Raw genomic sequence first — 24,244 nt, forward strand, 5'->3', positions numbered from 1 at the left:
GGAAGCGCGATGGATAGCAAACGTCTGGATAATGCCGCGCTGGCGGCGGGGATCAGTCCCAATTATATCAATGCCCACGGCAAGCCGCAGTCAATTGGTGCCGAAACCAAGCGACGTTTGTTGGATGCTATGCACCGTACCGCTGCCGCCGCAAAGGTAGCGGTGACGGCGGTGCCGAATGTGATGGTCTACACCGCAGGCAAAAAGATGTCGCTAGCGGTAGAGGGACACGGTGAATTCAACTGGCTGTTGACCACCGAAGAGGGTGTGCAGTTTAAGGGGCACGCCACCGGCGGGAAATCCTTTACTCTGCCGACAAAGCTGCCGCTGGGTTATCACACGTTGACCCTGACGCAGGATGAACAGCGACACCATTGCCGCATCATCGTGGCGCCAAAACGCTGCTACGAGCCGCAGGCGCTGCTGACCGGGCAGAAACTCTGGGGTGCCTGCGTACAGCTCTATACGCTGCGTTCAGAGCACAACTGGGGAATCGGTGATTTCGGCGATCTGAAGTTAATGCTGGTGGATGTGGCAAAACGCGGGGGGGCGTTTATCGGCCTCAATCCGATCCACGCGCTCTATCCGGCAAACCCGGAGAGCGCCAGCCCGTACAGCCCGTCTTCACGTCGCTGGCTGAACGTCATTTACATTGATGTGAACGCTGTCGATGATTTTCGCCTGAGTCAAGAAGCGCAGGCCTGGTGGCAGATGCCCGATACGCAGAAAATACTGCAACAGGCGCGGGATGCCCAATGGGTGGATTACTCGGCAGTCACCACGCTGAAAATGACCGCGCTGCGCATGGCATGGAAAGGGTTTACCACGCGCGACGATGAACAGATGACGGCATTCCGGGCGTTCGTGGCTCAGGAAGGCGACAGCCTGTACTGGCAGGCGGCGTTTGATGCGCTGCATGCCTGGCAGGTGAAAGAGGATGAACTGCGCTGGGGCTGGCCGGCCTGGCCGGAAGCGTATCAGTCTGTTGATTCGCCGGAGGTGGAAAAATTCTGTCACGAACATCGTGATGAAGTGGATTTTTATCTCTGGTTACAGTGGCTGGCGTACATCCAGTTTGCCGCCTGCTGGGAGACCAGTCAGGGCTTTAAGATGCCAATTGGCCTGTATCGCGATCTGGCGGTGGGCGTGGCGGAAGGTGGGGCGGAAACCTGGTGCGATCGCGAGCTGTATTGCCTGAAAGCCTCTGTTGGCGCGCCGCCGGATATCCTCGGTCCGCTTGGACAGAACTGGGGCCTGCCGCCGATGGATCCGCATATCATTACGGCGCGTGCCTACGAGCCGTTTATCGAACTCCTGCGGGCGAATATGCAAAACTGCGGCGCGCTGCGCATCGATCATGTCATGTCGATGCTGCGGTTGTGGTGGATCCCCTACGGTGAAACCGCCGACCACGGCGCCTATGTTCACTATCCGGTCGACGACCTGTTGTCGATTCTGGCGCTGGAAAGTCAGCGTCACCATTGCATGGTGATTGGTGAAGACCTGGGTACCGTTCCGGTGGAGATTGTTGGCAAACTGCGAACCAGCGGCGTGTACTCCTACAAAGTGCTCTATTTCGAGAACGACCATGAGAAGAACTACCGTGCGCCGAAAGCGTATCCGGAACAATCAATGGCTGTCGCGACGACGCATGATCTTCCTACGCTCAAAGGTTATTGGGACAGCGGTGATTTGACGCTGGGCAAAGCGCTGGGACTGTATCCTGATGAAATGGTGCTGCGCGGACTGTATCAGGACCGTGAGCGGGCGAAACAAGGGCTATTAGATGCGCTGCACAAGTACGGTTGCCTGCCAAAACGTGCCGGGCGTAAGGCTTCGCTGATGGCGATGACGCCGATGCTCAATCGGGGGATGCAGCGTTATATCGCCGACAGTAACAGTGCGTTATTAGGGTTGCAGCCGGAAGACTGGCTGGATATGGCGGAACCGGTCAACATTCCGGGGACCAGTTCAGAGTACAAAAACTGGCGTCGTAAGCTCTCCGTGACTCTTGAAGCGATGTTTGCCGATGAACGGGTGAACAAGCTGATTAAGGATCTGGATAAGCGGCGAAAAGCGGCAGCGAAGAAGACGTGAAAAAAAGAACCCGCCAACTGGCGGGTTCTTTTTAGCGTTAAACCACCGTTCCCAGCAGCAGACAGCCAATCAGTCCGCAGACAGAGATAATGGTTTCCAGCATCGACCAGGACTTGATAGTCTCGCCGATGGTCAGGTTAAAGTACTCTTTGAACAGCCAGAAGCCAGGGTCGTTTACGTGAGAGAAGATAACGCTACCGGAACCGACAGCGATAACCATCAGCTCAGGGCTGACGCCGGTGGTTGCGATCAGCGGTGCGACAATTCCACCCGCCGTAATTGCGGCAACGGTAGCAGAACCCAGCGCGATACGCAGAACGGCGGCGATAGACCATGCCATCAGCAGCGGAGAGATATTGGTTTCGTGCATCATGGACGCAATGTATTTGTCCACGCCGCTGTCGACCAGCACCTGCTTGAACGCACCGCCACCGCCGATGATCAACAGCATCATCGCGATAATTTTGATGGAAGAGGTCAGCGTATCGTTAATCTGATCCATGGAACGGCCACGGTTCAGACCGAAGGTGAACAGGGCGATCAGGACTGCAATCAGGGTTGCCATCACCGGGTCACCAAAGAACTCGGCAACAGGCAGGAACGCATGGCCTTTCGGCAGGATCATCTCTGCAATAGCGCGCATTGCCATCAGTACTACCGGAACCAGTGAGGTCCAGACGCTGACGCCAAAGCTCGGCATCTCTTCTTCCGTGAAGGTTTTCGCGCTGTACAGACCTTCCGGGATCGGCTTATCGATGCCTTTCAGGCAGCGAGCGAAGACCGGACCCGCCAGAATGACGGTCGGGATTGCCAGGATCGTACCAAACAGCAGGGTTTTACCCATGTCGGCATGGAAAATGGTCGCGATAGCGGTCGGGCCTGGGTGCGGGGGCAGGAAGCCGTGCGTGACGGAGAGCGCCGCAGCCATCGGAACACCGACATACAGCAGCGGGATGTTAGCCGCGGCGGCAATAGTGAACACCAGCGGCAGCATCAGCACAAAGCCCACTTCATAGAACAGTGCAAAACCGACGGTGAAACCGGTTAATACCACGGCCCACTGAATGTGTTTCTTACCAAATTTCGCAATCAGCGTGGTGGCGATACGTTGCGCACCCCCGCAGTCTGCCAGCATTTTGCCGAGCATGGCGCCAAAGCCCATAATCAGGGCAAGACTTCCCAGGGTGCCGCCGACACCCGCTTTGATGGAGCCAATGACTTTATCGAGCGGCATTCCTTGCATCAATCCAACCGCAAGCGCCACCAGGACGAGAGCGATGAAACCGTTCATTTTGAAGCGGATCATCAGGAGTAATAACAAAATTACACCGATAGCAACGATGACTAATGGCATGATTTACCTGGCCTTTCAATTTGTTATGGGTAACGTCAATGTTTTGACGACAAACTACGTTTGTCCCAACCGGGAACAGAGACGTAACGGCACCTCGACGGATTACCCTTAAAACTATCTAGTTTAGTCGGATGTGATGTGTGTGTTTGGTGCCCATATGAATGATACGGGTAACATAGGGTGATTGAGAATCACCCCGGCAGGCAAAATTTAAATTATGCGAGGCAGGTCAAATTATCGAAGAGGATATTGCAAAAGACGCAAAGAGGGGCGCTATGCCCGATAAGCGTTAGCGCCATCGGGCAATACGCGAGCAGCGAACTTAGTAGTAGGAGTGTTCGCCACGCTGGTGTTCGGTCAGGTCGCGAACGCCTTTCAGTTCCGGGAACTCGTTCAGCAGCTGCTTCTCGATCCCTTCTTTCAGGGTCACATCGACCATGGAACAGCCGTTACAGCCGCCACCAAACTGCAGAATGGCGTAGCCTTCGTCGGTGATCTCCATCAGAGAGACACGACCACCGTGACCGGCAAGCTGCGGGTTGATTTGCGACTGGAGCATATACTCCACGCGTTCCATCAGCGGCGCATCGTCAGCCACTTTACGCATTTTCGCGTTCGGCGCTTTTAGCGTCAGTTGGGAACCCAGTTGATCGGTCACGAAATCGATCTCAGCGTCTTCCAGATAGGGCGCGCTCAGCTCATCAACATAAGCGGTCAGCAGGTCAAATTTCAGGGCGGTGTCGGTTGCTTCCACGGCGTCCGGCGGACAATAAGAAACGCCACATTCAGCGTTAGGCGTACCGGGATTAATCACAAATACACGGATTTGTGTCCCTTCTTCCTGATTTGCCAGCAGTTTGGCAAAGTGCGCTTGTGCAGCATCGGAAATACGGATCATAGTAATGGCCTAATAGTTGACTATTTTAGTTGGTTATAATACGCCCATCATCGAGGCTCTACAAGGTTCGACACAGGCACCATACCTGGACAGTCGCCGCGCCGTTGCGTAAAAGCAGCTGTGCGATCTCCGCGACGGTACTCCCGGTCGTGATGACATCATCCACAACAACCATATGGAGTCCCTTCACCGGCAATTCAAGGCGAAAGGCATTTTTCAGGTTGCGCTTGCGCAATCTGGCACTGAGATGGTGCTGAGTGGCGGTAGGGCGAATGCGCGTAACGCTTCGACTGTCCCAGGGACAACGCAGCCAGCGAGACAGCGACTGGCATAACAGATCGCTCTGATTAAACCCCCTGCGCCAGTGGCGGCGCTGCCATAGAGGAACGCTAATCAGCCTGTCCGGCAGGGTCAGCCCGGTCTGACGACGCGCCTGCAATACCTCCAGCAGCAAAACGCGCGACAGCGCGGGGGCGATGTCGCTGCGCCGGGAAAACTTAAGTTGATGAATGAGCGTGCTGAGCGGCGGGGCATAATCACTGACGGTAATCAGTCGCTGCCAGGGCGGCGCTTTTTGCAGGCAGCGCCCGCAGGCCATTGTGGGATGCGCGGAGGGGAGTCCACATCGTGGACAGAGCGAGACGTGCCGACGCGCAGCGCGTTCGCAGACAGAACAGATCCCCCAACGACTCAGCGCCAGCGGCATTCGGCATAGCCAGCATAATCCCGGTACTGTTAGCATAGATTCATCCTTGTTGGCGAAAAGAGAACAGTAACTGATGAATGACATCTGGTGGCAGACCCGTGGAGAGGGAAATTGTCATCTTGTGCTGCTGCACGGATGGGGACTTAACGCCGAAGTATGGCATTGCATTAGCGAGGAACTGAGCTCGCATTTCACGCTGCATCTGGTCGATTTACCGGGTTTTGGCCGCAGCCAGGGTTTTGGGGCCATGACGCTTGAGGAAATGGCGGAGCGCGTCCTGGAACTGGCGCCAGAGAGCGCTATCTGGCTCGGCTGGAGTCTTGGCGGGTTAGTGGCGAGCCAGGTGGCATTAACTCATCCCGAGCGCGTTCAGGCGCTGGTGACGGTGGCGTCATCGCCCTGTTTCAGCGCACGTGAAAATTGGCCGGGGATTAAGCCGGAAGTCCTGGCGGGGTTCCAGCAGCAACTGAGTGAAGACTTCCAGCGGACGGTAGAGCGCTTTCTGGCATTGCAAACGATGGGAACGGAAACGGCGCGTCAGGATGCACGCGCATTGAAAAAGACCGTGCTGGCGCTGCCGATGCCGCCGGTAGATGTGCTTAACGGAGGGCTGGAGATCCTGAAAACGGTTGATCTGCGCGAGTCACTGACATCGTTAACGGTACCGTTCCTGCGTTTGTACGGCTATCTTGACGGGTTGGTTCCCCGCAAGGTGGTGCCACTGCTTGATGCACTATGGCCAGCGAGCGAATCGTTTATCTTTGCCAGGGCAGCGCATGCCCCGTTTATTTCGCATCCTGATGAATTCTGTCAGACGCTAGTGGCGCTAAAGCAAAGACTGTAACGCGAAGAAAAATGCCCGGAAAGTGTCTTACTTACCGGGCCGGAGATTAATGGTTCCGCGCGATGCAGCATAATCTCGTCATCAGGAACGACGGTAACCACCAGTGGCAACGACGCACCATACAAACGCCGTGCTGCTTGCGGACTCTCCGTAATACCTTAACGCAGCGCCCACCATTCACGCAGGCAGGCTTTGTCTTCCGGGCAACTTTTGCAGCTTCCGGAGAGACAGCCGTCAGGTTCTTCCTGAATCCGCATAGCTTTACCCATCATTTCCAGTTGACTGAGCATGGCGTCGATCATCGGCTGCGGCGTTTGCAATGTATGGCTGATTTGCGCTGCCTCCATGCGCCCCCGCAAGGCCAATAAATCGCGAACCTGAATGAGCGAAGCCATCGTGACACCTTAGTGACAATCGCCGGTGGTTGTACTGGCGCAGCAGTCGCTGGCTTTTTTCCGCGTGGCCAGCAGATTGACATCCACCCGGCTACGCGCCCGGCGCAGCAGTCCCAGCACCACAACGTTAAACAGGATCACGGCCAGGATACAAACCAGACTGTAGCGCGGATGCTCACTGTAGCTGGCGACCTGGTAGAACAGGGTTGACAGCGAGTAGGCGATGTTCAGCCCCCACAGAATGGAGAAGCCCATCCAGCCGCGGCTCGATTCACGGGCAATTGCCCCCATTACCGAGATGCAGGGAACGTACAGCAGGACGAAAATCAGGTAGCTGTAGGCTGCCGCCGCGCTGCCAAATTTCGCATCCATGACGCCCATTGCGCCAGTCGCCATTTCTCCGTCGCCTTTGCTGGCTTCAATAGGGTTCGCCAGTACGCTCAGGCTGAAAGTATCTTTCAGGCTCTGCCAGGTTTCATCCAGCGCGCTCAGCAGCTCATCGCCAAGATTAAATTCAGCCGGATTAAATTCCTCATCCTGAATGTTTTCTGCGGTATAGAGCGTGTTGAGTGTACCGACCACCACTTCTTTCGCCATCGCGCCCGTGAACAGCCCAACCGTTGCCTGCCAGTTGTCTTCATGAACACCAATCGGTTTAAAGATGGGGGTGATGACGCGACTGACGGAGGCCAGCGCCGAATCGTTGATATTATCGACAATCTTGCCGCTGAGTGAAAAGCTGTTAAACGCGCTCAGGAAGATGCTGACAATGACGATCACTTTACCGGCGCGCAGCACAAACCCTTTCAGGCGCTGCCAGGTCTGGATGATCAGGCTCTTGATATGCGGGACGTGATAAACCGGAAGCTCCATAACAAACGGAGACGCTTCGCCACGCATGATCGTGTGTTTGAGCATCAGGCCGGTCAATACCGCCATCACAATGCCCAGCACATACAGGGAGAACACCGCCAGCGCGCCGTTCTGCCCGAAGAAGGCCGCCGCAAACACGGCGAAAATCGCCAGTCGTGCCCCACAGGACATGAACGGTGCCATCATGATCGTCATCAGACGCTCACGTGGCGCATCCAGGGTGCGGGCCCCCATCACCGATGGCACGTTGCAGCCAAAGCCGACAATCAGCGGGACGAATGATTTGCCCGGCAGTCCCAGCGCCTGCATCAGACGGTCCATCACAAATGCTGCGCGCGCCATGTAACCGGAGTCTTCGAGGAACGAGAGGAACAGGTACATCATGCCGATCTGCGGAACCAGCGGCAGAACGGTGTTAATCCCGCCGCCCAGCCCTTGGGCGAGGAAAATGGTCAGCCAGTCCGGGAAGTGAAGGGTATAACCGATCCACTGGATACCGTGAATGAAAATCGCCACAGAGCCAGCATCAAAAATAGGGGCCAGCGCGCCGCCAATGTTAATGGCAAGCAGGAACATCAGGTACATCACAAACAGGAAGATCGGCAGACCGAGAAAACGGTTGAGGATGATTTTATCCACCGCCGTTGTAAAGCGGCTGGGCTCTGCTGTTAAAGTGTTGCTCACCACGTCGCAGATCGCCGCAATGCACTGGTAACGCGCATCGGCGATATGCAGTGCCGGGTCGTCCATCTCGTCGCTCAGATGCGCCAGCGAAATATCCAGTTGCGCAGCAGCGTCACCGGCGTATGCCCGGCTGTAGATATCCCCTTCCAGCATTTGCAGGCCGAGCCAGCGGCGCTGTTGTACCGGCATTTCTTTAGCCATGGCGTTTGCCAGTTTATCGGCCTCACGCAGCAGCGGCTGGGCGTAATGCACCAGTTCAACGTTTTCGTTCTTGTTGTGGCGGTCAATCGCCAGCTTCAGCGCTTCGATACCGCGTCCACGGGTAGAAACCAGCGGGACGACCGGGCAGCCAAGGCGGGTTGAAAGGGCGTCGATATCAATGCGGATTTTCTGTTTTTCCGCAATGTCGAGCATGTTGAGTGCAACAATGCAGGGAATGCCCAGCTCAAGCAGTTGCAGCGTCAGATAGAGGTTACGCTCAAGATTTGAGGCATCTACCACGTTAATTAACAGGTCGGCGTCGCCACTCAGAATGTAGTGGCAGGCAATCTGCTCATCCAGAGAGGTTTGCGAAGAGATGGTAGTGAGCGAATACGTGCCGGGCAGATCGACCAGCGTGACCTGATGATCCGTGGTCGTGAATTGCCCCTCTTTACGTTCCACGGTGACCCCAGCCCAGTTGCCTACGCGCTGGCGCGCACCGGTCAGTTGGTTAAACAGGGTTGTCTTGCCGGAATTTGGATTACCAATTAAGCCAATGGTTAATTTTTTCATCGTTATAGACTCACTGTATTAACAGGAAACCGCTTCCACTTCTAATAATGCCAGGTCTTTTTTACGCAATACCAGGCTAACGCGACGCGTTTCAATATGGACAGGATCGCCTAAGGGGGCGACGCGCACCACGTTAAATGAGGAACCCGGGAGCATGCCGAGGGAAAGCAGTTTCTGACGGTATGCAGGACTTATTTCTCGGGAAAAACCAGTGATTTTCCACGCAGTATCTGGAGCAAATTGCATAAGAACCTACTTGTTTCTCGCTAACTGGATGTTTACCTCATGGGGCAAAGGGGCGCGGCATGAGACCAGATGATTAGCCAACGAAGGAAAGAGTAAATAATCAACAATGCAATGATAATGAGAATGGTTTTTATCTTCAACCGATTAAATGTGACGGAATGTTGGTTTGAATAATAATCTGCGTCATTTTTGATATGGCTCAAAAATAATAACCAGCAGATGAAATGATTTGAATTCTTAATAAATTAACGTTGTTAATGTTTAATTAAGGTTTCATCTGTTAATGGCGTGATAAATATAACGCGATGGAGAAGGTGGATGCGGTAAAGGGCCGGACAGGGCGGTTCCGCCGCCATCCGGCACTCGATCTAAACTTAACGTTTTTTATCCATTGCTGCCGCCAGCGCATCCATCATCGCGCTGTTACCGGCGGGCTGCGCTTCACGAGTACGTGGTTTTGCCGCTTTCGCTGCCGGACGATCATTGCCGCCGCCGCGACGGGCATTGGTTTCACCCGGCTGTTCGTCCAGACGCATCGTCAGGGCAATACGCTTACGTTGCAGGTCAACTTCCAGTACTTTCACCTTCACGATGTCGCCCGCTTTCACCACGGTGTGGGGATCGTCAACAAACTTGTTCGACAGCGATGAGATGTGAACCAGTCCATCCTGGTGAACGCCGATATCCACAAACGCACCAAAGTTGGTGACGTTGGTGACGGCACCCTCGAGAACCATCCCCGGCTGCAAATCGTTCATGGTTTCAACGCCATCGGCAAACTGCGCGGTTTTGAATTCCGGACGCGGATCGCGACCTGGTTTCTCCAGCTCTTTGATGATGTCACTGACGGTCGGGACACCGAACTTGTCGTCGGTAAAATCGACGGCTTTCAGATTGCGCAGTTCGCTGCTGTTGCCCATCAGATCTTTCAGCGCCTGTTGAGTTGCCGCCAGAATACGTTCCACGACCGGATAGGCTTCCGGGTGAACGGTGGAAGCATCCAGCGGGTTATCACCGTGGTTAATACGCAGGAAGCCTGCGCACTGTTCGAAGGCTTTCGGTCCCAGTCGGCTGACTTTCAGCAGTTGCTGACGATTCTGGAACTGCCCGTTCTCGTCGCGCCAGGCCACGATATTCTGCGCCATCATTCGGGTCAGACCGGCTACACGGGTTAACAGCGGAACCGATGCCGTATTCAAATCAACGCCGACGGCGTTCACACAGTCTTCCACTACCGCGTCCAGCTTACGGGCTAACTGTGTCTGGCTGACGTCATGCTGATACTGACCGACGCCGATCGATTTCGGATCGATTTTCACCAGCTCAGCGAGCGGATCCTGCAGACGGCGCGCAATAGAGACCGCGCCGCGCAGCGAGACGTCGAGATCCGGGAACTCCTGGGCTGCCAGTTCTGACGCGGAATAGACTGACGCCCCGGCTTCGCTGACGATCACTTTCTGCGCCGTCACTTTCGGGAACTGTTTCTGTACATCGAGGAAGAAGCGTTCGGTTTCACGCGAGGCGGTGCCGTTACCAATCGCCACCAGTTCCACATTGTACTTCTCACACAGCGCAGCCACTACCATGGCGGCTTTCGCCGCCTGACCGGTGTGAGGATAGATGGTATCGGTGGCGACCAGCTTACCAGTGCCATCCACCACGGCGACTTTTACCCCGGTACGCAGACCCGGATCGAGGCCCATAGTGGCACGCAGACCCGCTGGTGCCGCCATCAACAGGTCGTGCAGGTTGCGGGCGAATACGTTGATTGCTTCGTCCTCCGCGCGCTCGCGGACAGTCCCCATCAGCTCGGTCTCGAGGTGCATAAGCACCTTGATACGCCACGTCCAGCTCACCACGCCTTTGCGCCAGCTGTCTGCCGGTGCGTTGTTCAGACGCAGGCCGAGGTGATCCATAATGATCTGCTCGCAGTAGCTCTCTTTCGGCGGCTCATCGAACTGCGGATCGGCATTCAGCGAAAGCTGCAACACGCCTTCATTACGACCGCGGAACATTGCCAGCGCACGGTGAGAAGGCACGGAGGCGATCGGCTCGTGATGATCGAAATAGTCGCGGAATTTTGCGCCTTCCTCTTCTTTACCGCTGACTACGCTGGCAACCAGATGGGCATTTTTCCACAGATAGTCACGTACCTTCGCCAGCAGCGCGGCGTCTTCGGCAAAGCGTTCCATCAGGATATAGCGTGCGCCATCAAGCGCGGCTTTGCTGTCGGCAACCCCTTTCTCTGCATCGATATATTTTGCCGCTTCGGTGTCCGGATCGTGTGACGGGTCGTTCCACAACAGGTCGGCCAGCGGTTCCAGACCGGCTTCAATCGCTATCTGTCCACGGGTGCGGCGTTTGGGTTTATACGGGAGGTAAAGATCTTCGAGTTCGGTCTTACTTAACGTGCCGTTGATGGCAGTCGCCAGATCATCGGTCAGTTTGCCTTGCTCGGAAATGGACTTGAGAATGGCCTGACGGCGCTCTTCCAGTTCGCGCAAATAGCCCAGTCGGGTCTCCAGATTACGCAGTTGCGTATCATCCAGGCCGCCGGTGATTTCCTTACGGTAACGTGCGATAAACGGCACGGTGTTCCCTTCGTCAAGCAGGCGAACGGCAGCGGTGACCTGGTCGGCCCGGGCCTGAATTTCACCCGCAATAATGCGGCAGAAAGAATCATTCATCATGGATTGGCTTCATCTACTGAGTAAAAAATCAGGGAACAGTTATACGGATTGATGGGCAAAAACGCCAGCCATAGCGCGGGGCTTCGGATTGTTCCTGCTCATTTTACGTATTCGATCGCATTCACGTACCAGCTTGCTTCCCCACCAGGCGTGTTGACCACCGCGAGATCGCCGACCTCTTTTTTCAGCAGCGCGCGCGCCATCGGCGAGTCGATGGAGATATAATCTTTGCGGCCAAAAATTTCATCGTAGCCGACAATCCGAAAGCGACGGGTATTGCCATCGTCATTCTCAATTTCTACCCATGCGCCGAAAAACACTTTGCCTTCCTGCTGCGGGGAGTAATCGACGATCTTCAAATTCTCCATGCATTTAGTCAGGTAACGGACGCGTCGGTCGATCTCACGCAGGCGCTTTTTATTATACTGATAGTCGGCATTCTCACTGCGGTCACCCAGACTCGCCGCCCAGGTCACCTTCTTTGTGACTTCCGGGCGTTCTTCACGCCAGAGGTAATTAAGCTCACTTTTGAGTTTTTCGTACCCTTCCCGGGTGATCAGAGGCGTTTTCATCTTATTGATTACCTTTAAGTCTGTGACGAAGCGCACAATTCGTATTACGTCACCCTGATAACAGAATAAATAATGTGCTGCGCGTTTCATTGTATACTTAAGCTGCTGTTAAATATGCTTTGTAACAATTTAGCCTGGAATTCATACCAGAATTCGCTGGTGACGAACGTAAGCTTTTTTAAGAATACATACCTTCAATTGTTGCGAACCTTTGGGAGTACAAACAATGCAAGAGAACTATAAAATTCTGGTGGTCGATGACGACATGCGCCTGCGCGCGCTGCTGGAGCGTTATCTGACCGAACAGGGCTTCCAGGTTCGAAGCGTCGCTAACGCCGAGCAAATGGATCGCCTGCTAACCCGCGAATCTTTCCACCTTATGGTACTGGATCTGATGCTGCCGGGTGAAGATGGCCTGTCTATTTGCCGCCGTCTGCGCAGCCAGAGTAACCCGATGCCAATCATCATGGTCACGGCGAAAGGGGAAGAAGTTGACCGTATTGTCGGGCTGGAAATCGGCGCCGATGACTATATCCCGAAACCGTTTAACCCACGCGAACTGCTGGCGCGTATTCGGGCGGTGCTGCGTCGTCAGGCGAACGAACTGCCGGGCGCGCCTTCTCAGGAAGAGGCGGTCATCGCTTTTGGTAAGTTCAAATTAAACCTGGGCACTCGCGAAATGTTCCGTGAAGACGAGCCGATGCCGCTCACTAGTGGTGAATTTGCGGTACTGAAAGCGCTGGTGAGCCACCCGCGCGAGCCGCTGTCCCGTGACAAACTGATGAACCTGGCGCGTGGTCGTGAGTATTCCGCAATGGAGCGTTCCATCGACGTACAGATTTCTCGTTTGCGCCGCATGGTGGAAGAAGATCCCGCTCATCCGCGTTATATCCAGACCGTGTGGGGCCTGGGTTACGTTTTTGTACCGGACGGTTCTAAAGCATGAGGCGAATGCGCTTCTCGCCACGAAGTTCATTTGCCCGCACGCTGCTGCTCATCGTCACCCTGCTGTTTGTCAGTCTGGTGACGACCTATCTGGTGGTGCTGAACTTTGCGATTCTGCCGAGTCTCCAGCAGTTTAATAAGGTCCTGGCCTACGAAGTGCGTATGCTGATGACCGATAAACTGCAACTGGAGGACGGCACGCAACTGGTGGTGCCTCCCGCTTTTCGCCGGGAAATTTACCGTGAGCTGGGGATTTCTCTTTATTCCAACGAAGCCGCCGAAGAGGCGGGACTGCGTTGGGCGCAACACTATGAATTTTTAAGCCATCAGATGGCGCAGCAGCTGGGCGGGCCGACGGAAGTGCGCGTTGAGGTCAACAAAAGCTCGCCGGTTGTCTGGCTGAAAACCTGGCTGTCCCCCAATATCTGGGTGCGCGTTCCGTTAACGGAAATTCATCAGGGCGATTTCTCCCCGCTGTTTCGCTATACGCTGGCCATCATGTTGTTGGCAATAGGGGGGGCGTGGCTGTTTATACGTATACAAAACCGACCCCTTGTGGATCTCGAACATGCCGCGCTGCAGGTAGGGAAAGGCATTATTCCACCGCCGCTGCGTGAGTACGGCGCCTCTGAGGTCCGCTCGGTGACCCGCGCCTTCAACCATATGGCAGCCGGGGTGAAGCAGCTCGCGGATGACCGAACGCTGCTGATGGCGGGGGTCAGTCACGATCTCCGCACCCCGCTGACGCGTATTCGTCTGGCGACAGAGATGATGGGCGAGCAGGATGGTTATCTGGCGGAGTCCATCAATAAAGATATCGAAGAGTGCAACGCGATCATTGAACAGTTCATCGACTACCTGCGTACCGGGCAGGAGATGCCGATGGAGATGGCCGATCTCAACGCCGTGCTGGGCGAAGTGGTGGCGGCAGAAAGTGGCTATGAGCGCGAAATTGAGACGGCGCTTCAGCCGGGTAGCATTCAGGTGAAGATGCACCCGCTGTCTATCAAGCGTGCAGTCGCCAACATGGTGGTGAACGCTGCGCGTTATGGCAACGGATGGATCAAAGTCAGTAGCGGGACGGAACCGCATCGCGCCTGGTTCCAGGTGGAAGATGACGGCCCCGGCATTAAACCTGAGCAGCGTAAACACCTGTTCCAGCCGTTTGTCCGTGGCGACAGTGCGCGTAGCACCAGCGGAACCGGTCTGGGACTGGCGATTGTGCAGCGTATCGTGGACAACCATAACGGGCTGCTGGAGATCGGCACCAGCGAGCGGGGCGGGCTCTCTATCCGCGCCTGGCTACCGGTTCCTGTGGTCCGCGTCCAGGGGACGACTAAAGAGGCGTAAAAAAGGGAGGCGAAATGCCTCCCTTGCTATTTTTACTTTATCCGGACTGACTTACAGCTTCGGCCCGGCACTGACCAATGCTTCGCCTGCTGGCGTATCGGTGTATTTCTCGAAGTTCTCGATGAACAGTTTCGCCAGCGCAGTGGCTTTTTCCTGCCACTGTTCCGGAGACCCGTAGGTATTACGCGGGTCGAGAATACGGGTATCCACGCCTGGAAGTTCGGTCGGGATCGCCAGATCAAACATCGGCAGGTTGAAGGTTTCTGCATCGTCCAGAGAACCGTTCAGGATAGCGTCGATAATGGCGCGGGTATCTTTGATGGAGATACGTTTGCCCGTACCGTTCCAGCCAGTGTTGACCAGGTATGCCTGCGCACCTGAGGCCTGCATGCGTTTCACCAGCACTTCAGCATACTGCGTCGGGTGCAGCGACAGGAATGCCGCGCCGAAGCAGGCGGAGAAGGTTGGCGTCGGCTCGGTGACACCGCGTTCCGTACCCGCCAGTTTAGCCGTGAAGCCAGACAGGAAGTGGTACTGCGTCTGGTTGGCGGTCAGGCGAGAAACCGGTGGCAGCACGCCAAAAGCATCAGCGGTCAGGAAGATCACCTTCGTGGCATGGCCGGCTTTGGAAACCGGTTTAACGATGTTTTCGATGTGGTAGATAGGATAGGAAACGCGGGTATTCTCGGTTTTCGAGCCGTCGTCAAAATCGATAGTCCCATCGTCGCGCACGGTGACGTTTTCTAACAGCGCATCACGGCGGATAGCGTTGTAGATTTCCGGTTCCGCTTCTTTCGACAGCTTGATCGTTTTTGCGTAGCAACCGCCTTCAAAGTTGAACACGCCATCGTCATCCCAGCCGTGCTCGTCATCGCCGATCAGACGGCGTTTCGGGTCGGTGGAGAGGGTGGTTTTCCCGGTGCCGGAAAGACCGAAGAACACCGCAACGTCGCCTTTCTCGCCCACGTTGGCGGAACAGTGCATGGAGGCAATGCCTTTCAGCGGCAGCAGATAGTTCATCACCGAGAACATACCTTTCTTCATTTCGCCGCCGTACCAGGTACCACCAATCAGCTGGATACGTTCGGTCAGGTTAAAGGCGACAAAGTTTTCGGAGTTCAGACCCTGCTCTTTCCACTGTGGGTTTGTGCACTTCGCGCCGTTCATCACGATAAAGTCAGGCTCAAAGCCTTCCAGTTCGTCATCGCTTGGGCGGATGAACATGTTCTTCACGAAATGCGCCTGCCACGCCACTTCGGTAATGAAGCGGACAGAGAGACGAGTATCGGCGTTTGCGCCACAGAAAGCATCAACGATAAACAGACGTTTACCGGAAAGTTGTTTAGTGACTAATCCTTTCAGGTGCTGCCAGGTTTCCTGGGATAGCGGTTTGTTGTCGTTCTTGCCTTTTCCTTTGTCGGACCACCACAGCGTGTCACGCGTGGTGTCATCACGAACAATGTACTTATCCTTCGGCGAACGTCCGGTGAAAATACCGGTATCAACTGCAACGGCACCCAGGTTCGTCAACACACCACGCTCATAACCTTCCAGGCTTGGGTCTAGCTCTTCCTGATAAAGGGTTTCATAGCTGGGGTTGTAGACGATATCCTGAACGTCGCTGATACCATAAGCCTTGAGATCTTGCGGGGTTAATCGTTTCACGCGCATATCACTGCTCCTTAGCCAATATGTATTACCTGGAATAGTAAGGTTTTTTTGGGGGTGTTAACCGCGACAAGGCTCATAGATTTACTTATCTGGACAAAATCACGATTGACTGAAAACGCTGTGACTCCAGTCACGAAGCGGGGCTTATTATGGCAGGAATGACTTTTTAGTTGTGGAAAATGTTCCTAAAAGGTTAAGGATTAGTATTTTTCACGGGAATGTTGTGAGTGTAATCGCATTCATGCGAGAAATTAACAAACCACTTACATACAAAATATCGATTCACCACGAAAGAAAATTTTAGCAAAAAGTGCGGAATTTAGTGCGGACGGTCGGAGACGCATCGCGTCATCCGACCGGTTCAGGATATCGATCAGTGAACCTGCGGATCGGCAGGGGAGGCGTTATTACGGATCTCGGCAATATCCATGGCATTGAACAGGTAGTGGCTCCCGCAATAGTCGCAATGCATATCGATTTCGCCTTCTTCCGCCAGAATGCTATCCACCTCTTCGTCCGGCAGCGTTTTCAGTGCGCCAGCACAGCGTTCGCGCGAGCAGGTGCATTTGAACTCAACGTCCTGCGGATCGTAAAGGGTGACCTCTTCTTCGTGATACAGACGCCACAGCACTTCATTGGCTGGCAGGGTCAGTAGCTCTTCCGCCTTGATAGTTTCGGTCAGCGTGGCCAGATGGTTGAAGTCATCCGCTTGCGCATCCTGGGCTGGCATCACCTGCAACAGCATTCCGCCGGCAGCGGCTTTCCCGTCAACATCACCGGTACGAATGAACAGACGGGTTGGCAATTGCTCAGAACGCAGGAAGTAATCTTCCAGACATGCCGCCAGCGTATCGCCTTCCAGACCGACAACGCCCTGATAACGCTCGCCTTCTTCCGGGGTAATGGTAATGACCAGATAACCATTACCGACCAGCGTTTTCAGGTCAGCATCTTCCGGGATCTCGCCCTGGACGCGCGCCACACCACGCATCTGCTGATTGTTGTTGCCGTTGATCACCGCCAGGCTCAGCGGACCATCACCCTGGAGCTGAACGGTGATATCACCGGCGAACTTCAGCGTCGCCGTGAGCAGACTGGTGGCAACCAGTAACTCAGCGAGAACGGTTTTCACTGGCTGCGGATAAGTATGGTTTTCGAGGATCTGTTGCAGGGTTTCCGATACGGTTACCAGTTCGCCGCGCACGGCAAAATTTTCAAACAGATAGCGGTGTAATTGGTCATGTTGCGGCATAATCATCTCTCTAGCGGGCGACAGTTATTCACTGTCGCCGTGTTTAAATCGTAACAGGTCACGGCGTTCTTTTTTGTCCGGTCGCCTGTCCGGGTGCGGCATGGTCAGTGCGTTAAGCTTACGCGCCAGCGCCATTTTTTCGCGTTTCTCTATGCTTTCCGTTGTCTCTTCGTACAGAGTGACGGCTTCGCTGGCCGGACGACGCTGCTCGGTGATCGCCTTGATCACCACCGTTCGCTCGTCGTTGCCCTGACGCAGCGTTAGCGTGGCGTTCAGTTCGACGATCTTGCTTGGCTTACTGCGCTGTCCGTTATAGTGAACTTTCCCGCCGTCCACCATTTCGCGGGCCAGTGCGCGGGTTTTATAAAACCGCGCAGCCCAAAGCCATTTATCCAGTCTGACCTCAACCGAGGGCTTCTCTTTCATGGCGTCTCCTTCACATCAGTGAGGGGATCAGTCGGCGGTAGTCATTCAATGACGGATGGCGCGCATACTGTTTTTCCGCAACGCCAGAGTCGGGGTTAGTCACGCCGAGGCAATAACGAATACCAAACTTCGCCGCCGCATCGAGAATAGGTTCGCTATCGTCGATAAACAGCGTTTTCTCTGCACTCATTCCCGTTTCTTCCGCCACGGCGCGCCATAACCGCTGATCCTCTTTGGGATATCCAAATGTGTGGGTAGAAAGTAATAAATCAAGGTGTGAGGCCAGACCGGTATGCTCCAGCTTCACGGCCAGATTATGCGGATGCGCATTGGTCAGCAAAATCCGCCGTTTACCGCAGGCTTTGAGCGCGTCTAAAAAGGGGATTGTATCGTCACGTAACACCGCTCGCGGCCCCATTGCGGTAGTCATCGCGCAGATATCCAGACCCAGACGGTCGCTCCAGTAATCAAGACAGTACCAGTTTAGCGTATGCTGCACGGCATGATATTCCTGGCGGATGCGTACCTGCGCCTCTTGTGGCGAGATCCCGTTCTGCGCGCCGTAGGTCTCAGGCACCAGCTTTTGCCAGAAGTAGTTATCAAACGCCAGGTCGAGCAGCGTGCCGTCCATGTCTAACAGAACGGTATCCACGTTCTGCCAGGCAATATCAATATGCATGGGAACTCTCCAGAAGAAAACGCGATGCGGCACAGGGTAGCACACCCGGCGCCGCAGACATGTTATCAGATGAGGCTTTCCGGAGCGCTGATGAGCTTCGGATTCAGACAGCTTTCATAGTACTGTTGAATCTCCATCATGCGGGTGCGATGACGCTGGTAGCGGCGGAATGCCTGTACGCCATTATAGAGTGTGCAGGCTAGCATCGTCAGCATCAGCAGCGTGGTGCCGAGGTAACGCCACAAACCAGAACGATCGGGGATGCGGTGCAGGGCGATATGCTGCGTGCCATTGGCGTCAGTATAGATATTGGTGACAATCCCTTCGGCGCTAAACGGCGTGTTCATCAGCATTTGTGCCAGTCGCTGGAAGGCGCTCCACTGTTCCTGCGCCGGGTAATCGTACAGCGATACGGTCGGCCAGGGCTGATCGACCAGATCGCTGCCTTCATCGCTGACAATCAGGAATCCGCCAGGAGCGGGACTGTTCAGCGATTGGGCGGCGCGGGCGGTCTCGCGGGTAATAAAGGGCGCCGTGGAGGTGGTAACCAGATTGTCGAGCGATTCGGCGCTGACGGGACGCAGCAGAACGTTAACACCATCCAGTTTGCCCGCGTTGGCCCGTTTCACCAGCGCGCTCCAGTCTTTACTGTTCCCCAGGTTTACCAGCGCATTTTTGAGGCGTACGCACTCGTCTTCTGCCGCGCACAACTCGGCGGTTTTCAGGACGATATCGCCAAAATCATCCAGCAGCACCATGCCCGATTTCTGAATGGCGGAGCGCAAGGCCGCGCTGACGCGAGAGTCATCTTCCGGTTTGGGGTGCAACTGGCGGTTAACGGCCTGCGAGAGCGCAGTGGCTTTGTTCACTAGATCGGATTCCGGCAACGGTAGCGCAGGGGCGTCATTCCAGATGATTTGCGAGCAGTCAAACGGCATAAACGGTGAACTGGTTTGTGCGCTCCAGGTGCCCTGCGCATGAATATTACACATGCCGGTCCCGCGAAGATTTAACGTGTCGCCGACGCGCACGCCGGACTGTTCAAGCTGTTTTACGCTGGTCGCTTCGATGGTTTGTGCACCTTTCATCCACGACAGCGTGAACTTAATCGGCATATCGAGCGGGATCCAGAATAACAGCATCATCAGCACCAGCAGTGAGCCACTGGCGATGATCGTGCTGCGTACCCAGTGCTGCAACGGGAAGTGTTTAACCTCGTCATGCAGGGATAAAAACCGTCCCTGACGCACGACGTGGCGATCGAGATAAATATCAATATCTGTTTGCTGGCCGAGATCTTGCGCAATGTAAGGCTGCCAGTGGCTTGGATACACCAGGTCGATAATCCCCAGCGAGATATTGTTGATCTGCTCCTGGTCATTTTCGCCAAACAGTCCCCAGCGGCGCGGCGTTCCCCGCAGGCAGTGAATTTCGCGTAGTGCGGATTTCGATGGCGGCGCGAATAAGCCCCACAATCCTGCCGCCAGTAACAGCACGGCTCCGCCCACCATCCACGGCACAAAGACGTCCGGCGTAACCAGACAGAAAAAGAACAGCAGGAAGGCGGCGACAATTAACAGCGCTTCGCGAAAACCGGCCGGGCGACTGAGCGCGTATTCTTCATGCGTCTCCTGACGAATGTTCAGCAACTCAATTTGTTCGCTCTCTTCGCCGCGAATCGACGCCTGTGTGGATGTGGTCGGTTGCAGCGCGTAACCACGCGCCTCCTGCATATACTCTTGCAGGGAATGACCATTTAGCGAGATCACCAGCGGCAGCGTATCGGTGTGGATCAGCTCAACGCTGTTTTCATCATTAATGTACTGTTCCCAAAAGGGAGGCAGATGGACTTCGACGGAATCGAGGTAGTAGCGCCACTTATTCGGATCGTCCGTCGTGATGCCGTAGCGGGTGATTGAGTGGGTCAGAATGATGACGTTATTGCTTTCAGCATTCAGCGTCAGGGAAACAGGGGCTGCGCTGGCACCCGTCGGACCGGGTACCTGCTGGATTTGACTCAGGCTATCAAGATAATTTTCAACGGCGCTGCGTTCTTCAGGCGTGAGTTTGCGCGTTGCCGCCTCTGAGAATGCATTTGTCCACGGCAGCTTACGCCGTCTGGCACGAACGTTAAGTCGCCACCAGGCCAGCAATGCGCAGACCAGCAACGCCGCTAAAAAAATCAGAATGGTGCTCATGCTTTCCCCATCTTACTTAATCTGTCAGGTGTGGTCAGTCGCACCCTGTCACAATGAACGTGATCCCGTGGTTGGCTATCGGCAAGCATGGAGTTGAACTTGAGCATTTTTCAGCGCATCCCAGTGAATGCTGATGATAGCAAAACCTGCAAAAGCGGAATATCAGCAAATTCCTGGACCTATTTCAACCTATTGACTTTTAATTTGAAATAGGAATTATATTTTTATTAGGTTACATAAATGTAAATAACTGGGAATTCGCATTGCCGAAACCGTGTTGCGTATCGCACAATAACGACTGATTTCACGGCATAGATTCTCACGATGAGCAAATCATTACAAAAACCCACCATTCTGAACGTCGAAACTGTCGCACAGTCGCGGCTATTTAGCGTTGAAAGCGTGGACCTCGAATTCAGCAACGGCGTGCGTCGTGTCTATGAACGGATGCGTCCCTCGACCCGTGAAGCGGTAATGATTGTTCCGATCGTTGACGATCACCTGATTCTGATTCGTGAATACGCGGTGGGAACGGAGTCCTATGAGCTGGGCTTTTCCAAAGGGTTGATCGACCCGGGTGAAAGCGTGTTTGAAGCGGCGAACCGGGAACTGAAAGAAGAGGTCGGGTTTGGGGCAAACGATCTGACTTTTTTAAAAAAACTCAGCATGGCGCCGTCTTACTTTTCCAGCAAGATGAATATCGTGGTGGCGGAAGACCTTTTTCCCGAGTCACTGGAAGGCGATGAACCAGAACCGTTGCCGCAGGTGCGCTGGCCGCTGGCGCATCTGATGGATCTGCTGGAAGACCCCGACTTTACCGAAGCACGAAACGTGAGCGCGTTGTTTCTTGTACGCGAATGGCTGAAAGGGCAGGGACGGCTGTAAACGGGTCCCCTGAAGGAATGAAAAAAGGCGCCGCAGCGCCTTTTTTATTTAGAACAGTTCGTGTGTCTCACCACCGTCAGTGATGGTCGTTCCCACCTCATGCACCGCCTGCTGTGTCGGCTGCGTGCCTTCGATGAAATATTCTGCCCGGCTGTTACCGCCGTTTGCCAGTTGTCCGGTGCTGCGATCGATATTGACCGTGATGATGCCTGGTGGCGGCGTCAGCGGCTCCTCAGGAACCCCTTCCAGCACCACTTTCATGTAAGCATCCCACGCGGGTTGCGCACTTTTCGCACCGCCTTCGTAGCCAGAGATTTGATCTTTGATCGCGCCAGAGGCGGTAGTGCGCCCCAGGTCACGGCGGTGATCGTCAAATCCAATCCATACGGAGGTGACTACCCCTGGGCCGTAGCCGGAGAACCAGGCGTCTTTCGAGCTATTGGTGGTCCCGGTTTTACCGCCGATATCGTGGCGATTCAGATCACGACCTGCACGCCAGCCTGTACCCATCCAGCCGGGTTCGCCGAAAATGTTGGTATTCAGCGCGCTCTTGATCAGGAAAGCCAGCGGCGTGTTGATCACGTGCGGTGCGTACTCTTGCGCCCCGGTCTGCGCCACTAACGCCTGATTTGCCTGCTCCAGTTTGGGCATTGGCACGGCGGCGTTCTGCTGCTCGCCAGAGATGGAGACATCTTCGACGTTGCTGTTTTCCAGAACGTTGGATTTCTGGGTATCACCGTAAATCACCGGAATATCACACTCCGGGCAGGCGATTTTCGGCTTCGCTTCGAAAATTACGCCGTTCTGGTCCGTTTCAATCTTGCTGATGAAATAAGGATCGACCAGGAAGCCGCCGTTCGACATGACGGCATAACCACGCGCCACCTGTAGCGGGGTAAATGACGCGGAGCCCAGCGCCAGGGATTCGGTACGCACAATGTTTTGTGCAGGGAAGCCGAAACGCTGCAGATATTCCGCCGCGTAATCCACGCCCATGGCCCGCATGGCGCGTACCATTACCACGTTTTTCGATTCGCCCAGCCCCTGACGTAAACGAATCGGGCCTGCGTACTGCGGTGGTGAGTTTTTCGGACGCCAGTCGGAACCGGCACCAGCATCCCAGCGAGAAATTGGCACGTCGTTCAGCATACTCGCCAGCGTCAGACCTTTGTCCATCGCGGCAGTGTAGAGGAACGGCTTAATGTTAGAACCGACCTGACGCAGCGCCTGAGTGGCACGGTTGAACTTGCTCTGGTTAAAGTCAAAACCGCCGACCAGCGCCAGCACGGCCCCGTTTTTCGGATTGATTGAGACCAGCGCGGAGTTCACATCCGGAACCTGCGCCAGCCACCAGGCTTCGCCCATCTTCCGCACCCAGATCTGCTGACCGGTCTGCACCGCGTCAGTGACCTTACGCGGCGTCGGGCCTTGCTGAGTATCCGAACGATAAGGACGCGCCCAACGAATGCCTTCCATCCGCAGCGATACCGAAGTGCCGTCTGCCAGAGTCGCCGTCGCTTCCTGCGGGTTTGCACTGGTGATCACCGCTGGCAGCAACGGCCCGTAAGTTGGCAGCGCTTTCAGCGTATCGGTGATTTTCTTACTGTCCCATGCGGTTTCACCCACTTTCCACAGCACGTTGGCCGGACCGCGATAGCCGTGGCGCATGTCATAGTCCAGCACATTATTACGTACCGCCTGTTGCGCGGCCTGCTGCACCTTACGGGTGATCGTGGTGTAAATGCGGTAACCGTCTTCATAGGCGTTTTCGCCATAACGGTTGTACATCTCCTGACGCACCATTTCTGACAGGTACGGGGCGGAGAAAGCGATTTCCGGCGCATGATAGTTGGCTTCGATCGGCTCATTCCGCGCCTGATCGTACTGTGCCTGAGTGATGTACCCTTCGCTCAGCATGCGAGACAGCACCACGTTACGACGTGCGGTCGCGCGGTCCATCGAATAAAGCGGGTTAAAGGTAGAAGGCGCTTTCGGCAAACCGGCAATTACCGCGATCTCACCCAGATCCAACTGGTCGACTGATTTACCGAAATAGACCTGCGCCGCCGCCCCGACGCCATAAGCGCGGTAACCGAGGTAGATCTTGTTCAGATAGAGTTCGAGGATCTCATCTTTACTCAGCAACTGCTCAATGCGGATCGCCAGGAACACTTCCTTAATCTTACGCATCAACGTGCGTTCAGGACTGAGGAAGAAATTTCTTGCGAGCTGCTGCGTGATGGTACTCGCCCCTTGCGAGGCGTGACCGGAGAACAGCGCTACGCTTGCCGCACGGAAAATCCCCACCGGGTCAACGCCGTGGTGCTCATAGAAACGACTGTCTTCTGTGGCGATAAAGGCTTTGACCATTTCCGGCGGGATCTGATTGAGCGTCACCGGAATACGACGTTTTTCACCATATTGCGCAATGAGCTCGCCATCTGCGCTGTAAACCTGCATCGGGATCTGCAAACGCACATCTTTAAGCGTCGCGACGTCAGGTAACTGTGGCTCAATATAGCGATAGAGGCCATAAATCGAGCCTGCTCCCAGCAGGATGCAACATACTGCAAGGATCAATAAATACTTTACGAACTTCACCGGAGATTTCCCATTTAGTTTCATTTGGGCAGTTTATAAACAACCGCGCGGTAGTATAAAGGCAAGCCAGACGCATTGATATACCCGTGAGAGCGACGGGTGAT

19 protein-coding genes are annotated in these 24,244 nt (G+C 54.9%); 5 read left to right on the top strand and 14 right to left on the bottom strand.

The window, feature by feature from the left end; all coding sequences use genetic code 11:
* Window positions 1-9: 9 nt before the first annotated feature.
* Window positions 10-2,097 carry a 4-alpha-glucanotransferase gene (gene malQ, locus HVZ37_RS01725; protein WP_181628059.1) on the top strand — a complete coding sequence of 696 codons (2,088 nt, stop codon included), beginning with the start codon at window positions 10-12 and terminating at the stop codon, window positions 2,095-2,097.
* Between the two features lie 37 nt (window positions 2,098-2,134).
* On the opposite strand, the gene gntT is transcribed toward malQ, so the two are convergent.
* The 3 genes from gntT to gntX all read right to left on the bottom strand — a co-directional run bounded on the left by gntT (window position 2,135) and on the right by gntX (window position 5,091).
* A complete protein-coding gene (gene gntT / locus HVZ37_RS01730; protein ID WP_042998433.1) occupies window positions 2,135-3,451 on the bottom strand; it encodes a gluconate transporter in 1,317 nt (438 codons plus the stop codon).
* Between the two features lie 322 nt (window positions 3,452-3,773).
* Window positions 3,774-4,349 carry a Fe-S biogenesis protein NfuA gene (gene nfuA / locus HVZ37_RS01735; protein WP_042998432.1) on the bottom strand — a complete coding sequence of 192 codons (576 nt, stop codon included), beginning with the start codon at window positions 4,347-4,349 and terminating at the stop codon, window positions 3,774-3,776.
* A 58-nt stretch (window positions 4,350-4,407) separates the two neighbouring features.
* Complete coding sequence (gene gntX / locus HVZ37_RS01740; RefSeq protein WP_042998431.1) at window positions 4,408-5,091, bottom strand: DNA utilization protein GntX; 684 nt, start codon at window positions 5,089-5,091, stop codon at window positions 4,408-4,410.
* Between the two features lie 37 nt (window positions 5,092-5,128).
* Here gntX and bioH point away from each other — a divergent pair, with 37 nt between their 5' ends.
* Window positions 5,129-5,899 carry a pimeloyl-ACP methyl ester esterase BioH gene (bioH, locus tag HVZ37_RS01745; protein ID WP_044263808.1) on the top strand — a complete coding sequence of 257 codons (771 nt, stop codon included), beginning with the start codon at window positions 5,129-5,131 and terminating at the stop codon, window positions 5,897-5,899.
* A 158-nt stretch (window positions 5,900-6,057) separates the two neighbouring features.
* On the opposite strand, the gene feoC is transcribed toward bioH, so the two are convergent.
* The 5 genes from feoC to greB all read right to left on the bottom strand — a co-directional run bounded on the left by feoC (window position 6,058) and on the right by greB (window position 12,133).
* On the bottom strand, window positions 6,058-6,294 hold the full coding sequence (gene feoC / locus HVZ37_RS01750; RefSeq protein WP_181628060.1) for a [Fe-S]-dependent transcriptional repressor FeoC: 237 nt from the start codon (window positions 6,292-6,294) through the stop codon (window positions 6,058-6,060).
* Between the two features lie 9 nt (window positions 6,295-6,303).
* Complete coding sequence (gene feoB / locus HVZ37_RS01755) at window positions 6,304-8,625, bottom strand: Fe(2+) transporter permease subunit FeoB (protein ID WP_181628061.1); 2,322 nt, start codon at window positions 8,623-8,625, stop codon at window positions 6,304-6,306.
* An 18-nt stretch (window positions 8,626-8,643) separates the two neighbouring features.
* Window positions 8,644-8,871, bottom strand: coding sequence for a ferrous iron transporter A (feoA, locus tag HVZ37_RS01760; protein ID WP_042998427.1), 228 nt, complete (start codon window positions 8,869-8,871; stop codon window positions 8,644-8,646).
* Between the two features lie 374 nt (window positions 8,872-9,245).
* A complete protein-coding gene (locus HVZ37_RS01765; RefSeq protein WP_181628062.1) occupies window positions 9,246-11,561 on the bottom strand; it encodes a Tex family protein in 2,316 nt (771 codons plus the stop codon).
* A gap of 98 nt (window positions 11,562-11,659) precedes the next feature.
* Window positions 11,660-12,133 (bottom strand): transcription elongation factor GreB, encoded by a 474-nt coding sequence (gene greB / locus HVZ37_RS01770; RefSeq protein ID WP_181628063.1) that lies wholly within the window; start codon window positions 12,131-12,133, stop codon window positions 11,660-11,662.
* A gap of 226 nt (window positions 12,134-12,359) precedes the next feature.
* Here greB and ompR point away from each other — a divergent pair, with 226 nt between their 5' ends.
* Both ompR and envZ read left to right on the top strand, forming a co-directional pair.
* Window positions 12,360-13,079 carry a two-component system response regulator OmpR gene (gene ompR, locus HVZ37_RS01775; protein WP_001157751.1) on the top strand — a complete coding sequence of 240 codons (720 nt, stop codon included), beginning with the start codon at window positions 12,360-12,362 and terminating at the stop codon, window positions 13,077-13,079.
* Window positions 13,076-14,428 carry a two-component system sensor histidine kinase EnvZ gene (gene envZ, locus HVZ37_RS01780; RefSeq protein WP_042998424.1) on the top strand — a complete coding sequence of 451 codons (1,353 nt, stop codon included), beginning with the start codon at window positions 13,076-13,078 and terminating at the stop codon, window positions 14,426-14,428. The genes ompR and envZ overlap by 4 nt, the downstream gene beginning before the upstream one ends.
* Window positions 14,429-14,479: 51 nt before the next feature.
* Here the strand turns inward: envZ and pckA are convergent, their stop codons facing one another.
* The 5 genes from pckA to igaA all read right to left on the bottom strand — a co-directional run bounded on the left by pckA (window position 14,480) and on the right by igaA (window position 20,654).
* Entirely contained in the window at window positions 14,480-16,099 is a 1,620-nt protein-coding gene (pckA, locus tag HVZ37_RS01785; RefSeq protein WP_042998423.1) for a phosphoenolpyruvate carboxykinase (ATP), read from the bottom strand.
* A 373-nt stretch (window positions 16,100-16,472) separates the two neighbouring features.
* Window positions 16,473-17,351 (bottom strand): Hsp33 family molecular chaperone HslO, encoded by an 879-nt coding sequence (gene hslO / locus HVZ37_RS01790; RefSeq protein ID WP_043001765.1) that lies wholly within the window; start codon window positions 17,349-17,351, stop codon window positions 16,473-16,475.
* Window positions 17,352-17,375: 24 nt separating this feature from the next.
* Window positions 17,376-17,777: a ribosome-associated heat shock protein Hsp15 gene (hslR, locus tag HVZ37_RS01795; protein WP_044253504.1), complete on the bottom strand. Its 402-nt coding sequence runs from the start codon at window positions 17,775-17,777 to the stop codon at window positions 17,376-17,378.
* Window positions 17,778-17,787: 10 nt separating this feature from the next.
* A complete protein-coding gene (gene yrfG / locus HVZ37_RS01800) occupies window positions 17,788-18,456 on the bottom strand; it encodes a GMP/IMP nucleotidase (RefSeq protein WP_130097474.1) in 669 nt (222 codons plus the stop codon).
* A gap of 65 nt (window positions 18,457-18,521) precedes the next feature.
* Window positions 18,522-20,654: an intracellular growth attenuator protein IgaA gene (gene igaA / locus HVZ37_RS01805; protein ID WP_181628064.1), complete on the bottom strand. Its 2,133-nt coding sequence runs from the start codon at window positions 20,652-20,654 to the stop codon at window positions 18,522-18,524.
* A 324-nt stretch (window positions 20,655-20,978) separates the two neighbouring features.
* Between igaA and nudE the strand changes: the two genes are divergently transcribed.
* Window positions 20,979-21,539: an ADP compounds hydrolase NudE gene (nudE, locus tag HVZ37_RS01810; protein ID WP_042998419.1), complete on the top strand. Its 561-nt coding sequence runs from the start codon at window positions 20,979-20,981 to the stop codon at window positions 21,537-21,539.
* Window positions 21,540-21,587: 48 nt separating this feature from the next.
* Here the strand turns inward: nudE and mrcA are convergent, their stop codons facing one another.
* The gene (gene mrcA, locus HVZ37_RS01815; protein ID WP_054176471.1) at window positions 21,588-24,140 is read right to left on the bottom strand and encodes a peptidoglycan glycosyltransferase/peptidoglycan DD-transpeptidase MrcA; all 2,553 of its coding nucleotides are present in this window, start codon (window positions 24,138-24,140) and stop codon (window positions 21,588-21,590) included.
* Between the last annotated feature and the right edge of the window lie 104 nt (window positions 24,141-24,244).

The sequence above is a fragment of the Citrobacter sp. RHB35-C17 genome (genome assembly GCF_013816795.1).
GTDB lineage: Bacteria > Pseudomonadota > Gammaproteobacteria > Enterobacterales > Enterobacteriaceae > Citrobacter_A > Citrobacter_A amalonaticus.

Coding starts and splice junctions, on each gene's coding strand:
- malQ (WP_181628059.1), top strand. CDS start 10: ATGGATAGCAAACGTCTGGATAATGCCGCGCTGGCGGCGGGGATCAGT.
- ompR (WP_001157751.1), top strand. CDS start 12,360: ATGCAAGAGAACTATAAAATTCTGGTGGTCGATGACGACATGCGCCTG.
- feoA (WP_042998427.1), bottom strand. CDS start 8,871: ATGCAATTTGCTCCAGATACTGCGTGGAAAATCACTGGTTTTTCCCGA.
- gntT (WP_042998433.1), bottom strand. CDS start 3,451: ATGCCATTAGTCATCGTTGCTATCGGTGTAATTTTGTTATTACTCCTG.
- pckA (WP_042998423.1), bottom strand. CDS start 16,099: ATGCGCGTGAAACGATTAACCCCGCAAGATCTCAAGGCTTATGGTATC.
- hslO (WP_043001765.1), bottom strand. CDS start 17,351: ATGCCGCAACATGACCAATTACACCGCTATCTGTTTGAAAATTTTGCC.
- greB (WP_181628063.1), bottom strand. CDS start 12,133: ATGAAAACGCCTCTGATCACCCGGGAAGGGTACGAAAAACTCAAAAGT.
- igaA (WP_181628064.1), bottom strand. CDS start 20,654: ATGAGCACCATTCTGATTTTTTTAGCGGCGTTGCTGGTCTGCGCATTG.
- feoC (WP_181628060.1), bottom strand. CDS start 6,294: ATGGCTTCGCTCATTCAGGTTCGCGATTTATTGGCCTTGCGGGGGCGC.
- yrfG (WP_130097474.1), bottom strand. CDS start 18,456: ATGCATATTGATATTGCCTGGCAGAACGTGGATACCGTTCTGTTAGAC.
- HVZ37_RS01765 (WP_181628062.1), bottom strand. CDS start 11,561: ATGATGAATGATTCTTTCTGCCGCATTATTGCGGGTGAAATTCAGGCC.
- nfuA (WP_042998432.1), bottom strand. CDS start 4,349: ATGATCCGTATTTCCGATGCTGCACAAGCGCACTTTGCCAAACTGCTG.
- bioH (WP_044263808.1), top strand. CDS start 5,129: ATGAATGACATCTGGTGGCAGACCCGTGGAGAGGGAAATTGTCATCTT.
- feoB (WP_181628061.1), bottom strand. CDS start 8,625: ATGAAAAAATTAACCATTGGCTTAATTGGTAATCCAAATTCCGGCAAG.
- gntX (WP_042998431.1), bottom strand. CDS start 5,091: ATGCTAACAGTACCGGGATTATGCTGGCTATGCCGAATGCCGCTGGCG.
- envZ (WP_042998424.1), top strand. CDS start 13,076: ATGAGGCGAATGCGCTTCTCGCCACGAAGTTCATTTGCCCGCACGCTG.
- nudE (WP_042998419.1), top strand. CDS start 20,979: ATGAGCAAATCATTACAAAAACCCACCATTCTGAACGTCGAAACTGTC.
- hslR (WP_044253504.1), bottom strand. CDS start 17,777: ATGAAAGAGAAGCCCTCGGTTGAGGTCAGACTGGATAAATGGCTTTGG.